We start from the raw sequence: 14,037 nt of genomic DNA, 5'->3' as shown, positions 1-14,037 counted from the left end.
TTCGTGACCGGCGCCTGCCGGGGCGACCCCCGCCAGTCGCTGGAACGGGTGCGGCGGGCGGTGGGGCTACAGCCGGCGGCGATCCAGGTCATCCTGCCGGACTGGTGGCCGGTGACCGACGAAGAGGCGATCGATTTCCTGGCGATGATGGCGGCGGCGGCGCGGGAGCTGCCGTTGGTGCTCTACAATCCGCCGCATGCCAAGCGCGTGCTGCCGCCGGAGGTGCTTGGCCGGCTGGTGCGGGCGGTCCCGGCCGTCAAGGCGATCAAGCTCGCCGATGGGGACGAAGCCTGGTACGCGGCTGCGCGCCAGCATCTGGCCGGCGTCGCGCTTTTCGTTCCCGGCCACCACCTCGCCACCGGCGTGAAGGCGGGCGTGGCAGCCGGTGCCTTTTCCAACGTCGCCTGCCTCAGCCCCCGCGGCGCCCAGGCCTGGACCGACGGCATGGCTGAAGACATCGAGGCAGCACTCGATTTGGAGCGTCGGCTCTGCCGCTTCATGGACGAACACATCGTGCCGTTCCGGCGTGATCACGGCTATTCCAACGCCGCGTTGGACAAGCTCCTCGCCGTGATCGGGGACTGGGGCCCCGTCGGCCCGCGCCTGAGGCGACCCTATCGCTGGATCCCGCAGAGCGAGGCGGAGAGGCTGAAGCCTGTCGCCAGAGCGCTCCTGCCGGAACTGTTCGAGGCGTAACTTCCTGGGGGAGGGCCGGATATCTCGGTCAGCCGCCAACATTTGCTGGGACTACAGCATCGAAGCTGATTTCTGAATCAGGCTCGATGCTGTAATTCCTTGTTGCCGCATCTTTTTTGCCGAAAACGGGTACCCACTTTTCGGCGCGATGCTCTAGCGCGGATTGGAGGGTCGATCTCCAGATCGACCATCTTGGAAACGTAGCGTTTGCGAGGAAGGAAGATGCCGATCTGGAGATCGGCATCCCTATCTATCCCAGCTTCTTCTCCAGCTCCGCGTAGAGCGCACTCTGCGGCTCGAAAACGAAATCGAGGCTGGTCACCGCGATCGAGGCCGCGCCTTGTGCCGTCAGCCAGGCCGCGAAGTCGAACACCTGTCCGGCCGGGACCAGGAAGGTAAGGGGCTGGCCCTGCGCCGGCAGGCCGAAAGGAGCACTGGCGCCGAAGAGATCGCCGGCATCGCGCAGATGCTGCTGGTTGACGCCGCGCAGCATGCAGCGGATCTCACGCTGGGCGCTGCCCTTGGCCTTGGCGGCGAGGCGGCCGAGCATGGCGGCCGCACCGGCACGAGCCCGCTCGTTCCAGTCGGCACCGAGCGAAGCCACCAGATTGGCCTGGCTCTTCAGCATGACGCCGTCCTCGATCACCTTCAGCGCATTGGCGGTGAGGGTGGAGCCGGTGGTGGTGATGTCGACGATGAGGTCGGCCGCCCCGGAGGCCGGTGCACCCTCGGTGGCGCCCAGGCTCTCGACGATCAGATAGTCGGCGACGCCATGCGCCGAGAAGAAGGCGCGGGTCAAATTGATGTATTTGGTCGCGACCTTGAGGCGACGGCCATGGCGTTGGCGAAAGCTCGCGGCGACGTCCTCGATGTCGGCCATGGAGCGCACGTCGATCCAGGCCTGCGGCACCGCGACCACGACATTGGCCTGGCCGAAGCCGAGCGGCTGCAGCAGGGTGACGCGTTCATCGGCGCGCGCAATGTTCTCGCGCACCAGGTCCTCGCCGGTGACGCCGAAATGGATGGCGCCCGAGGCGAGCTGGCCGGCGATCTCGGAGGCGGAGAGGAACAGCACCTCGACATCGTCCATGCCGGGCACGGAGCCGCGATAGTCGCGCGCGCCGCGTTCCTGCACGAAGCGGATGCCGGCGCGTTCGAAGAAGGACGTGCAGTTTTCCTGCAGCCGGCCCTTGGACGGAATGCCCAGAAGCAGCGGGGAAAGGGCAGGGTTGGTCATCATGCGTCTCCGCCAAACCGGTCGAGCCAGATCGAGCAGCCAACCGCCGGCACGGCCTCGGCGGCGCCGAGCTGCGCCATTAACTGGTCGTAGCGTCCGCCGCCGACACGGGCAGCCGTTTCCGGTTCGGCCGGATCGGTGAGCTCGAAGACGAAGCCGGTATAGTAGTCAAGGCGGCGGCCGAAGCCGGTGGCGAACTTGATGGCGGCCACGTCGATATCGCGGGCGGCGAAGAAGCCGGTGCGTTCGTCGAAGGCATCGAGGGCCGCGTTGAGGTCGAGCCTCGCCTCATCGGCGATGGTGCGCAATTGCGCGCTGGCGCTGTCGGGATCGCCGCTGATGGCGAAGATCCGCCGGGTGATCGCCACCTTGTCGGCATCGACGCCGAGGCCGGAGGACAGCGCCGCCTGTTCCAGGAAGCGGTCGGCGATCTCGTCGACGCTGCGTCCGCCGATCGGCTGGATGCCGGCGATCGACAGGAGATCGGCGACGGCGGCGCGGGCCGAGCCCGGGTCCGAGCCTTCGAGGGCCGCGAGGAAGCCGGCATAGGCGGCGGCGCCGTTCTTGGGGGCGGCGCTGCCGAGGCGGGCGAGATCCTCGTCGAGATCCTTGGAGCGCCGGAGGTCGCTAGCCAGCCGCCGCCGCCAGACCGGCGGCAGGTCGAGGGCATCGAGCATGGCGGTGACGATACCGGCATCGCCCATGCGGATGTCCGGCTGGGCGAGGCCAAGATCCCCGGCCGCCTCCAGGGCGATGGCCAGCATCTCGGCATCGGCGGCCGGCTTGTCGTTGCGGCCGAAATTCTCGAAGCCGGCCTGCAGGAACTCGCTCGGGCCGTCGGTGCGGAAGCGGAAGACCGGACCGCGATAGGCATAGGCGCCGACCCCGCCGGCCTTCACGGCCTTGAGATGATGCAGCGACACCGGAATGGTGAAGTCCGGCCTGAGGCAGAATTCCTGCCCCTCGGCATCGGTGGTCAGGAAGGCGCGACGGCGCATGTCCTCGCCGAGGAGATCGAGGAACAGGCCCGCCGGCTGCAGGATCGGCGGGTCGACCAGCTGATAGCCCGAGCGCGAGGCAAGCGCGTCGAAGGCTTCATAGGCGGGATGGGGCATGCCGGCGGTCCATGGTGAGTGTCGGGGGGTCTTCTAGCAGGGCAGGGCCCGGGGTGCGACTGGAAAGGGCAAACGAGGTTTATGTCGCGGGTGCGCGGACGTCTCGTCCGCTCTTGGAAACGGAGCAATGCAGAAAGGAAGAGCGGACGAGACGTCCGCGCACCCGGGAACTACCCCAGCATCTCCTTCACGACCTTCACCAGCTCCGCCCGCGGCACCAGGCGCTGGGCGACCCTCGCCTCGCGCCATTCGCTGTTGTCCGCAATGGCCTTGGCCATTTCGGCGCCCAGTGCCAGGTCCTTGAGCTGGACCTCGCCCTTCTCGGCCTCGTCCGAGCCCTGGATCACCGCGATCGGCGCCTTGCGGCGGTCGGCATATTTGAGCTGGGCCTTCATGCCGGAGCCACCGAGATAGACCTCGGCGCGGATACCGGCCTGGCGCAATTCGCTGGCCATGGCCTGATAGTCGGGCAGGCGCGACTGATCCATCACGCAGACCACCACAGGCCCGGCGACACCGGTCGTGTCGACGCGGCCGAGGGCGGTCAGGGCGGAGAGCAGGCGCGAGACGCCGATGGAAAAGCCGGTTGCCGGCACGGGCTCGCCACGGAAGCGGGCGACGAGGCCGTCATAGCGTCCGCCGCCGGCGACCGAGCCGAAGCGTACCGGCCGGCCCTGGTCGTCCTTGACCTCGAAGGTGAGCTCCACCTCGTAGACGGGGCCGGTGTAATACTCTAGCCCGCGCACGATCGAGGTGTCGATCAGGATGCGGTCGGTGCCATAGCCAGACTTCTCGACCAGTTCGGCGATGCGGGCGAGTTCCTCGACGCCCTCGCTGCCCGCAGTCGAGCCCGAAACCAGCGGGCGGATGCGCGCCAGCGTATCGGCGTTGGAGCCGCTCTGTCCCGCCACATAGTCGAGGATGGTCTGCGCCTGGCTGTCGTCGAGCCCGGCACCCTTGGTGAAATCGCCGGACTCGTCCTTGCGGCCGGTGCCCAGCAGCGCCCTGACGCCCTCCAGGCCGAGCCGGTCGAACTTGTCGATGGCGCGCAGCACGGTGAGGCGGCGGCCGGCATTGTCGTCGCCGGCGAGGCCGATCGCCTCCATGATGCCGTCGAGCACCTTGCGGTTGTTGACGCGCACCACATAGGAGCCGCGCGGAATGCCGAGCTTTTCCATGGTGTCGGCGGCCATCATGCAGATCTCGGCATCGGCCGCGACCGAGGCCGAGCCCACGGTGTCGGCGTCGAACTGCATGAACTGGCGGAAGCGCCCCGGACCAGGCTTCTCGTTGCGGAAGACATAGCCGGCCCGGTAGCTGCGATAGGGCTTGGGGAGGGCGTCGAAATTCTCGGCGACGTAGCGCGCCAGCGGCGCGGTCAGGTCATAGCGCAGCGACAGCCATTGCTCGTCATCGTCCTGGAAGGAGAACACGCCTTCATTGGGCCGGTCCTGGTCGGGCAGGAACTTGCCGAGCGCATCGGTATATTCGACGAAAGGTGTTTCGACCGGGTCGAAGCCATAGCGCTCATAGACTTCCTGGATCACCGAAACCATGGCGCGCGTGGCCGCGATCTCGCCGGCATTGCGGTCGATGAAACCGCGTGCCTGCCTTGCCTTCAATTTCTGCTTCTTCTCGCCGGACATCGCTGCAAACCTTCAAAATTCTTGCCGCTGTTTAGGCAGCAAAACCGGTTGGGGCAAGAATGGAATGCAGGATTGTCATTGTTGCGCCGATTGTAAGCTGGCTGAAAGCTGGCTGCTTTATGCCTAGGACCGAGCCCTCCCGCATATCCGCTTGCGAGAAGGAGGAGGGACAGGAAACGCAACAGGAGAGACCATGCCGAGCAGACGCACCTTGCTTGCCGCCGCCGCCTTTGCCGCCATCATGGGCCTGGCACCTGCCGCCCAGGCGGCCGAGAAGATCGTCATCGTCGTCGGCGGTTATGAAAAACAGATCTACCTGCCGGCCAAGCTCGCCGAGAGCCTGGGCTATTTCAAGGACGAGGGCCTGGACGTCGAGCTTCTCAACGATACCGCCGGTGTCGACGCCGAGACGGAGATGCTTGCCGGCACGGTGCAGGGCGTGGTCGGCTTCTACGACCACTGCGTCGACCTGCAGGGCAAGGGCAAGTTCGTGCAGTCCGTGGTGCAGTTCAGCCAGGCGCCGGGCGAGGTCATCCTGGCTTCGAGCAAATATCCGGACCTGAAGTCGGCAGCCGATTTCAAGGGCAAGGACATCGGGGTCACCGGCCTTGGCTCCTCCACCAACTTCCTCACGCTCTATCTCGCCGAGAAGGCGGGCGTGAAGGCGAACGAGTTCACCACGCTGCCGGTGGGCGCCGGCGCCACCTTCATCGCCGCCATGCAGCAGGACCAGATCCAGGCCGGCATGACCACCGAGCCGACCATCGGACGCATGCTCAAATCGGGTACCGCTCGCGTGCTGATCGACATGCGCACGGTCAAGGGCTCGGAAGAAGCCCTGGGCGGCACCTATCCGGCCGCGTCGCTCTATATGCCCACGGCCTGGGTCGAGAAGAACAAGGATGCGGTCCAGAAGCTCGCCAACGCCTTCGTGAAGACCCTGCGCTTCATCAACACCCACACGGCCGCCGAGATCACCGAGAAGATGCCGAAGGAATTCTACGGCGACGACAAGGACGGCTACATCAAGGGCCTGGAAGCGGGCAAAGGCATGTTCACGGCCGATGGTGTGATGCCCGAGGACGGCCCGAAGACGGTGCTATCCGTGCTGCAGAGCTTCAAGAAGGAACTGCAGGGCAAGCAGATCGACCTCTCCAAGACCTTCACCACCGAGTTTGTGAAGAACGTGAAATAGCCGGACGGCATTTCCCGGGAGCGGCGGCCGCGAACGGACTGCTGCTCCCCGGCTCCGGCACGCGGGCCGCTGCGGTCCCGCCATGGCGTGCCGAGCCTTTGGGCCGTTCTGGCCAATCACAAATCACTTCGTCCTATCCCGTGGCTTTTCCCTCAAGGAGGAAAGCATGAGTCAAGCTGTGCCCACGGCGTCGGCCTCCTCGCCCGCCATCGAACTCATCAATGTCACGCGCCGCTTCGTCACCCCGACCGGCAAGTCGATGACCGCGATCCGCGACTTCTCCATGACGGTCGAGCGTGGCGAGTTCGTCGCCGTGGTCGGGCCGACGGGTTGCGGCAAGTCGACCACGCTCAACCTCGTCACGGGCCTGGCCCGACCGAGCGCCGGCGAGGTCCGCGTGATGGGTGGGGCGGTCAACGGCATCGACCCCAGCGTCGGCTTCGTCTTCCAGGCCGATGCGGTCTTTCCCTGGCGCAACGTCATCGACAATGTCGCAGCGGGACCGATGTTTCGCGGCGTGCCGAAGGGCCAGGCCTATGCCCAGGCGCGGGAATGGCTGGCGCGCGTCGGCTTGCCGCGCTTCGAGAACCATTATCCCCACCAGCTCTCCGGCGGCATGCGCAAGCGCGTCGCCCTGGCACAGACCTTCATCAACCAGCCCAAGATCCTCCTGATGGACGAGCCCTTCTCGGCGCTGGACGTGCAGACCCGCGTCGTCATGCACGATGTGCTGCTGAAACTGTGGGACGAATCCAAGGCCTCCGTCGTGTTCGTGACCCATGACCTCGACGAGGCCATCGCACTGGCCGACAGGATCTATGTGCTCACCGCCGGCCCCGCCACGGTCAAGTCCGTCTACACGGTCGACCTGCCGCGCCCGCGCATCGTCGAGGAGATCCGCTACGACCAGCGCTTCATCGACTATTCCCGCCTGATCTGGAACGACCTGCGCGAGGAGGTTCAGACCTCCAACCGCCGCGCGTCCGAAGCTGCCTGAGAGGAGATGGACGATGAGCGATGCAGCACTTTCTCCCAAGGCTCCCGAATTCCGCCCCGGCACCTCCGACGCGGAAATCGAGGCGGCCGCCGCCAAGGCCGCGCGGGCCCGCCGCGCCTGGGTCCTGTTCTGGCGCCTGGTGCTTCTTGTCGCCCTGCTGGGCCTGTGGGAAGTTGCGGTCCGCCTGGAATGGATGACCGACCTCGCTTTGGGCATGCCGAGCACGGTGGTGGTGCGCCTGTGGCAGTGGATCACCGAGGGGGCCAATGGCACGCCGCTCTGGTACCATTTGTGGGTGACCGTCGAGGAAGCCACCATCGGCTTCGTGTTCGGCTCCATCGCCGGCGTGCTGGTGGGCGTGGCGCTCGGGCGCAATGCCTTCCTGGCCGATATCTTCTCGATCTACATCAAGGTCTTCAACTCGATCCCGCGCGTGGTCCTGGCCCCAGTCTTCATCATCATCTTCGGCCTGGGTATCGGTTCGAAGGTGGCGCTGTCCTTCGTGATGGTGTTCTTCCTGGTCTTCCAGAATGCCTTCCAGGGCGTGCGCGAGGCCGATCGTTCGCTGATCGCCAATGCCCAGATCCTCGGGGCGAGGCCCTGGCAGCTCACGCGGGCGGTGATCATTCCCTCGGCCATGAGCTGGATCTTCGCCAGCCTGCATGTCAGCTATTCCTTCGCCATCACCGGCGCGATCGTCGGCGAATTCGTCGGTGCCCGGCTCGGCATCGGCCAGTTGATCGCCATTGCCAAGGGCTCGTTCGACGGGCCGGGCGTGGCGGCCGCGATCATCATCATCATGCTGGTGGTGCTGGCCGCCGGTGCGCTGATGGGACGTGTCGAGCAGAGCCTGGCCAAGTGGCGGCCCAAGCCTCTGTCCGATCACTGAGCCCGACACGCGGGCCTCTTTGATAGGATGTTGCGGAAAGCGGGCGGGGAGATTTCCCCGCCCGCTTTTTTGTCCATCCCCGGAGGGGGGCGAACGCTGTCGGCATCATCCGTCGAAAGCGGGCAGCAGGACCAGCACGGCCAGGCCCGGCGACGGTACCCGGTCCTGCAGGGTGACGGTACCCTCATGGGAGGAGACGATCTCCTTCACCACCGCCAGCCCCAGTCCCGTGCCCTCGACGCCGCTGGTCAGTCGCCGGTAGAAGCGTTCGAACACCTTTTCGCGCTCCTCCGGCGGGATGCCGGGGCCGCTGTCCTCGACCCGCAAGGCCACGCGCGCGCCGCCTGCTGCGCGCAGCCTTACCGTGACCGTGCCGCCCCTGGGCGTGTAGCGCAGGGCGTTTTCGATCAGATTGGTCGCAAGCTCGCGCAAGAGCGTGGCATGGCCGCTGACAGGCAGCGCGGCGGGCGCGCCGTCGAAACCGAGATCGATGTCGCGCTCCATGGCCATGATCGCGAGGTTTTCCACGGCCTCGCGGCAGATGGCGTTGAAATCGACCTTTTCGCGATGAAGCAGCGTGCTTCCCTGTTCAGCGCGGGCCAGGCTGAGAAGCTGGTTGGACAGGCGTGTCATGCCCTCCACGGTCGTGCCGATGCCGGCCAGGGCCTCATGGGCTGCCGCCACGTCGGAACCGCGTTTGCCGACGCCGATCTGCGCCTTCAGCAGCGTCAGCGGGGTGCGTAATTGATGGGCGGCATTGGCGATGAAGCGCCGTTGTGCGGCGACCTGGCGTTCGACCTGCGCCAGGGCCTCGTTGAGGGCCAGGACCAGGGGTCTCAATTCGGTCTGGACATGGGCCGTGTCGAGCGGTTCCAGCGCCTGCGGGTCGCGGCGGCGCACTTCGTCGCGCAGGCGCAGGAGCGGCGCCACGCCCCGGTGCAGGCCGAACAAGGCGAGTAGTCCGGCGACGGCGACCAGCAGGACCTCGTCGCGCAGGGTCTTCAGCCACAGGCTCTTGACCAGCCTGTCATGGCCGCGCAGCGTCTGCCCGACGACAACCAGGGCCTCGCCGCCCCTGGTGGAGACCACGGGCTGCGAAAGGGCGACGGCCTGCACGGGTTCGCCGCGATGCATGCCGGTGAAGTAGACATGCTGGAAGCCGCTCGGTTGTTGCGGCGGGGGCAATGTCTCGGGATAGCCGGCCAGCAATTCGCCGCGCGGCCCGTTCACGCGGTAGATCACGCGATCGCGGTCCTCGCTCGCGAACATTTCCAGGGCCGCCGGCGGAATGGGAGCCTGGAAGATGCCGTCGCTCTCGCGGACGTTCTCTGCGATCATTCGCGCGGAGGCGAGCAGCATGCGATCGGTGACCAGGTCGGCGGTCTGGCGTGCGTTGCGGTAGGTGGTCCAGACATTGAACGCCACCACGGCTGCCAGCGGCAGCAGCAGCCAGCCCAGCAATTCCCGGCGCAGGCTGCGCGAATGCCAGCTAACCGGCATGGATCTGCCGCAGCATATAGCCGAGCCCGCGCAGGGTGACGATGCCGACATCGCTGCCCTCGAGCTTGCGACGCACGCGATGAACATAGACCTCGATCGCGCTGGGGCCGCCTTCGTCGTCGAAACCGAAGACGTTCTCCACCAGCCGCTCCTTGGGCACGGGGCGCCCGGCACTCAGCAGCAATGTCTCCAGCACCACATGCTCGCGCGGCGTCACCGGGAAGCTGGCGCCGGCCAGGCTGAAGCTACGCGACTGGGTATCGAAGGAGAGCGGGCCGAAGCTGACGACCTGCTCCAGCGTGCTGCGGCCCCGTCGCAATTGCGCGCGTATCCTGGCCTCGAGTTCCTCGACCTCGAAGGGCTTGACGAGATAGTCGTCCGCCCCGCTGTCGAGGCCGCGCACGCGGCTGGAAAGCGCGTCATTGGCCGTGAGGATCAGCACGGGAGTCCGGTTCCCCCGTCCCCTCAGGCGCCTGAGGACCTCGATGCCGTCGATCTCTGGCAGGCCGAGATCGAGAATGACGAGAGCGTATTCCTGCGACTGCAAGGCCACGTCGGCCTCGTCGCCGCGATAGACGCAATCCACCGTATATTTGCTCTGGCGCAGCAACCGGCTCACCCATTCGGAGAGATCGCGATTGTCTTCCGCCAACAGAATGCGCATGGGCCGGGTCCGAACGGCTGAAAAGAAGAGCCGCAACTCTATGGGGTCTGCCGAGGCAAGAGCAAATGCTTCTCGGCTCGGCAGACCGGCATTCGCATTCGGTACGGCATTGGGTGCTGCCCGGGGGGCTCTTGCCCGGATCCGAAAAGCAGGGGAGGGTGTCGGCCGAGAAGACGGCCAAACACACAACCGCGGGATCCGGCATGGGGAAGACGACGAGGCGCCTGGTCATCATCGAGGCGCCCAGCAATCTCGGACTGATGCCGCTGGGCGATGACATGGAGCCGGGAACGCGCCATGCTCCGGCGACATTGCGCCAACTCGGGCTGTACGACCGGCTGACCGTGGAGCGTGTCGTCGCGGTGGAGCCGCCGCCTTATCGGCGCGATGACGAACGCAGGGTCAACATCCGTAACATCGATGCCATTGCCGACTATTCCATCCGGCTGGCGGACGCCGTAGAGGAGGCCGTCGAGGCCGGGTGCTTTCCCCTCGTCCTTGGCGGTGATTGCAGCATCCTGATCGGCTCGATGCTCGGCCTGGCGCGGCAGCGCGAGGCAGCCCTCCTCTATGTCGACGGCCATACGGATTTCTACCTGCCCGAACAATCGGCCACAGGCGGCGGTGCCGGCATGGATCTCGCGCTGGCGACGGGATGGGGGCCTTCGGCCCTGACGGATCTGGAGGGACGCTGGCCCTATGTGACCACACGGCGCGTTGCGGCCCTCGCCAATCGCTATCGGGAAGGAGCGCCTCCGGCTCCCATTCCCGACATCGCCGAGTCCGGCATGGTCTACAGGCCTCTGGAGCGGCTTCGCAGCGAAGGGATTGCAGCCTGCGTCGACGCGGCCCTGAACCGGATCGATGCCGACAGGGAGGGATTCTGGATCCATTTCGACGTGGATGCCGTCGACAGCAGGCTGATGCCGGCGGTCGACTCCCCGCAGGCGGACGGCCTCGACTGGCAGGAGGCGGCGGTGCTGCTCACCGTTGCCCTGAAACGCCGCGCTCTGGGCCTGCAGGTGACGATCTACGATCCCAGCCGCGATCCCGGATATGTCGCCGGAAAGGCCTTGGTCGAATGGCTCGTCGAGGCTCTGACGGCGGAAATCTGAATCCCGCGGAGCTGCGCGGCGGCTCAGCGGCGTCGCGTGACGATGCGTACGACATAGATGAACACGACAAGCAGCGCGATCAGGATGAGCCAATGTGTGATTCCAAATCCGCTCACGATGACCTCCGGAGTTTGACGGACTGAAGGCTAGCAGGCGTAGCGCCGAGGCGACAGCTCGTTATTGCCGTCTGGACGTCGCGCGAAACAGTTCCTATTTTTGTCATTATTGTTCTGTTTTTAAGCAATCTGGATTAAATCTTCGATCGGACCGATACAGATGCTCTCGGTCGGTGCCTTGAGCCTAAGAACATAATTTCCATTTATGCGGTTTAAATGACTTTATTTTCACGAATTTTTGCTAAGAAGGTACTAGAAATTGCCCTGGTTGCGGCGATTCTGAGTATTCCTGATGTAATATTTTCTTGTTTTGGGTGGGATATTTCTCCATTCAGAACGAAGGAATATTTTGTAACATTATTGTCATTTTCGGTGCTCTTCGCCCTCTCGGCTGGGACTTGGTTCAGAATACTCATTATCGCTCTGGTGTTCTTGAACCAGGCGATCTGGCTGAGCTCGCTGGTATATTTCGGAGCGCCGCTCACCCCCGAACAGGTCAGGCTGTTTTTCAGCGATACGGCCGATTCTGTTTCGACCGGTTTGCAGGTACAGAGCGAATTCCTCCTGCCTTTGCTCCTGGCGTTGGCAACGGCTGTCCTGCTCGCAGTGTTCACGCTGATCCGCCCGCTGCGGAGTGGTCGATCCTGGGCCTTTTCTCTCTTGCTCGTTGCGGCCCTTGGTGGCGTCGCGGCACGTTGGGAACTGCACAAACTGCCGAGCGTGGTGCAGGCCAATGCCTATTCCGCCTCCTTCATTTCCAGCGCCAATGCTGGCGTCCTGGCCTATCGTGCGAGCCGGGCGCCCGCGCCGCCGGCTTCCCTGAATGACCTGGCCGATCATGTGTTCGGCAAGGCCGAGGTGCCGGAGGGCCGGGCGACCGTCGTGTTCGTGATGGGTGAATCCATCAATCCGGTGCGGATGTCGCTGTTTGGCGCGGCCCGGCAGACCACGCCGCGCCTCGATCACCTGTTCAGGGAGCCGCCGGCAGGCTGGCGGATGTTCGCCAAGATCGGCTTTTCCGGCGGCGTGGCGACGCTGGCCAGTGTTCCCTCGGCCCTCAGGCTCGTCTACTTTCCCAATCTGGCGGAACGGCAGCCGGTGAACATTTTCGACATCGCCAAGGATGGCGATTTTGCCAGCTATTACTATTCCGCTCAGGCCATCCACACCATGCAGATCGCCGGCGGAGCCCGGTATGCCCGGCAGTCCAAGACAGTGGAGACCTATGATGAGACGGCCGAAAAATCGGCCGAGGAGTCGCTTGCCGACGACGTCAAGGATGTGCCGCCGGCGGAGCGGCGCTTCATCTATGTCCATCAGCGGGCCGACCACGAGCCTTATCTCGACAATTGCAAGAAGTATGCGGGCGAGTTCCAGGTGTTCACGCCACCAGACGGGAGCGCGGACGAAGCTCGGCGCGCGCGCTACGACACCGGCCTGCAGTGCTGGGACCGCAGCACCAGCGACATCATCGCCACGATGCTGGCCGAGAAGGACCCAGTCTATATCTTCGTCACGTCCGACCACAACGAGCTGATGGGCGAGGATGGGTTGTGGGGACACCTGATCCGCCACCTGCGCACGGCGGTGGTGCCGGTGATGCTGATGACCAACAGGCCGGATTCGGCGATCGCCAATGCCTTTCGCCAGCTCGACCGTCCCACCCAGTTCCAGCTCATGCAATTGACGGCCCAGGCGATGGGCAAGACGGTCGCAACCAAGCAATATGATCCGTCAATTTTCTATGTGAACGGTACCATGCCCTTCGGCCAGGCCAAATATATGAAGGTCGAGCGCCTGCCGGACGACCAGTACCAGATCTCCCACTATGCCAGCGACGGCTCGCCGGCCGAGCCGCCGGAACATCTCTCGCTGAAAGGGGTGCCCAAGGAACCCGGACATCTGGGGTCCTGAAGGATGTCCCAAGGTGCGGACCGGAAAGGGGACGCCGGCTAGCGCCGCAAGCGGAAGAAATCCTGCAGCAGAGTCCGCGAGGCCGTGGCATGGATGCCGGAATAGACTTCGGGACGATGGTGGCAGGTGGGGGAAGCGTAGAACTGCACCCCATTTTCCACTGCGCCACCCTTAGGATCGTCGCAGCCGAAATAGAGGCGCCGGATGCGGGCGAAGGAGATGGCGGCGGCACACATCGGGCAGGGCTCGAGGGTGACATAAAGGTCCGCGCCGATGAGGCGCTCGCTGCCCAGTACCTGGGCGGCGGCGCGGATGGCGAGCATTTCCGCATGGGCAGTGGGGTCTTTCAGCGCCAGGGTGCGGTTTCCTTCGCGCGAAAGCACCACTCCGTCCTTGACGACAACCGCGCCGACAGGTACCTCCCCGCGACCTGCGGCAGCACGGGCCTCCTCCAGCGCCAGTTCCATGATCGAGCGCTTCATCTCGTGACATGCCGCCTTTTCTGCTAAAGCGTTTCCCGATCCCTGTGGATCGGAAAGACGCCCCTCTTTTCAAGGAGTTTTGGAATACCCGCCGATACGATGGTAGCGGGGGGCCGTTCCAGCAACAATCGATGTCCGACGATAAACGATCTGGCGGCGGCGGCCGCAAGCCCCCAAGCGGGGGCAAGAAGCCATTTGGCCCCAAGAAGACCTCTGCGGGCGCTGGACCTCGTCGGCGTGGCGTGGATGGCGATGCGCCGCCTCGCCGTTCCTTCCGGGACCGCGACGAGGGCGGCGAAACCCGCCGGGAGCGTCCGGCCCGTTCCTTCGCCGAGCGCCAGGACGGCGAGCGTCGCCCGGCGCGTTTCAAGCCGCGTGAAGGCGAGGATTTCGAGGCTCGTCCCACTCGCCGACCGTTCCGCGAGCGTGACAGTGGCGAGGAACGCCCGTTCAAGCCCCGCCGCGCCGAGG

12 protein-coding genes and 1 pseudogene are annotated in these 14,037 nt (G+C 65.2%); 7 read left to right on the top strand and 6 right to left on the bottom strand.

What is annotated here, in order from left to right:
- The coding region (locus BA190_RS29320; protein WP_068296428.1) for a dihydrodipicolinate synthase family protein at positions 1-696 on the top strand (696 nt) is incomplete at its 5' end.
- 250 nt (positions 697-946) lie between these two features.
- On the opposite strand, the gene hisG is transcribed toward BA190_RS29320, so the two are convergent.
- From hisG to hisS, 3 genes are all read right to left on the bottom strand, one after another.
- Positions 947-1,933, bottom strand: coding sequence for an ATP phosphoribosyltransferase (gene hisG / locus BA190_RS29315; RefSeq protein ID WP_068296420.1), 987 nt, complete (start codon positions 1,931-1,933; stop codon positions 947-949).
- Positions 1,933-3,048 carry an ATP phosphoribosyltransferase regulatory subunit gene (locus tag BA190_RS29310; RefSeq protein ID WP_068296417.1) on the bottom strand — a complete coding sequence of 372 codons (1,116 nt, stop codon included), beginning with the start codon at positions 3,046-3,048 and terminating at the stop codon, positions 1,933-1,935. Before BA190_RS29310 ends, hisG begins: the two co-directional genes overlap by 1 nt.
- 170 nt (positions 3,049-3,218) lie before the next feature.
- Positions 3,219-4,694, bottom strand: coding sequence for a histidine--tRNA ligase (hisS, locus tag BA190_RS29305; RefSeq protein WP_068296414.1), 1,476 nt, complete (start codon positions 4,692-4,694; stop codon positions 3,219-3,221).
- A gap of 193 nt (positions 4,695-4,887) precedes the next feature.
- Between hisS and BA190_RS29300 the strand changes: the two genes are divergently transcribed.
- The 3 genes from BA190_RS29300 (at position 4,888) to BA190_RS29290 (ending at position 7,775) form a co-directional block, all read left to right on the top strand.
- The gene (locus tag BA190_RS29300; RefSeq protein ID WP_068296410.1) at positions 4,888-5,889 is read left to right on the top strand and encodes an ABC transporter substrate-binding protein; all 1,002 of its coding nucleotides are present in this window, start codon (positions 4,888-4,890) and stop codon (positions 5,887-5,889) included.
- A 166-nt stretch (positions 5,890-6,055) separates the two neighbouring features.
- The gene (locus tag BA190_RS29295; protein WP_068296407.1) at positions 6,056-6,886 is read left to right on the top strand and encodes an ABC transporter ATP-binding protein; all 831 of its coding nucleotides are present in this window, start codon (positions 6,056-6,058) and stop codon (positions 6,884-6,886) included.
- A gap of 13 nt (positions 6,887-6,899) precedes the next feature.
- The gene (locus tag BA190_RS29290) at positions 6,900-7,775 is read left to right on the top strand and encodes an ABC transporter permease (protein WP_068296404.1); all 876 of its coding nucleotides are present in this window, start codon (positions 6,900-6,902) and stop codon (positions 7,773-7,775) included.
- 105 nt (positions 7,776-7,880) lie between these two features.
- Here BA190_RS29290 and BA190_RS29285 read toward each other — a convergent pair whose 3' ends face one another.
- Together BA190_RS29285 and BA190_RS29280 are read right to left on the bottom strand one after the other, a co-directional pair.
- Positions 7,881-9,275 carry a sensor histidine kinase gene (locus BA190_RS29285; RefSeq protein WP_068296401.1) on the bottom strand — a complete coding sequence of 465 codons (1,395 nt, stop codon included), beginning with the start codon at positions 9,273-9,275 and terminating at the stop codon, positions 7,881-7,883.
- A complete protein-coding gene (locus tag BA190_RS29280; protein WP_068296399.1) occupies positions 9,265-9,939 on the bottom strand; it encodes a response regulator in 675 nt (224 codons plus the stop codon). Before BA190_RS29280 ends, BA190_RS29285 begins: the two co-directional genes overlap by 11 nt.
- A gap of 203 nt (positions 9,940-10,142) precedes the next feature.
- Here BA190_RS29280 and BA190_RS29275 point away from each other — a divergent pair, with 203 nt between their 5' ends.
- Positions 10,143-11,054, top strand: a complete 912-nt coding sequence (locus BA190_RS29275) for an arginase family protein (protein WP_068296423.1) — start codon at positions 10,143-10,145, stop codon at positions 11,052-11,054.
- A gap of 332 nt (positions 11,055-11,386) precedes the next feature.
- Positions 11,387-13,084 carry a sulfatase-like hydrolase/transferase gene (locus BA190_RS29270; RefSeq protein WP_082980114.1) on the top strand — a complete coding sequence of 566 codons (1,698 nt, stop codon included), beginning with the start codon at positions 11,387-11,389 and terminating at the stop codon, positions 13,082-13,084.
- A 38-nt stretch (positions 13,085-13,122) separates the two neighbouring features.
- On the opposite strand, the gene BA190_RS29265 is transcribed toward BA190_RS29270, so the two are convergent.
- Positions 13,123-13,566 carry a nucleoside deaminase gene (locus tag BA190_RS29265; RefSeq protein ID WP_068296392.1) on the bottom strand — a complete coding sequence of 148 codons (444 nt, stop codon included), beginning with the start codon at positions 13,564-13,566 and terminating at the stop codon, positions 13,123-13,125.
- A gap of 131 nt (positions 13,567-13,697) precedes the next feature.
- Between BA190_RS29265 and BA190_RS36225 the strand changes: the two are divergent.
- A pseudogene (locus BA190_RS36225) lies at positions 13,698-14,037 on the top strand (pseudouridine synthase); the annotation flags it as partial.

The sequence above is a fragment of the Labrys sp. WJW genome (genome assembly GCF_001676615.1).
Classification (GTDB): Bacteria; Pseudomonadota; Alphaproteobacteria; order Rhizobiales; family Labraceae; genus Labrys; species Labrys sedimenti.
This window is presented reverse-complemented; position numbering and strand designations above follow the sequence as displayed.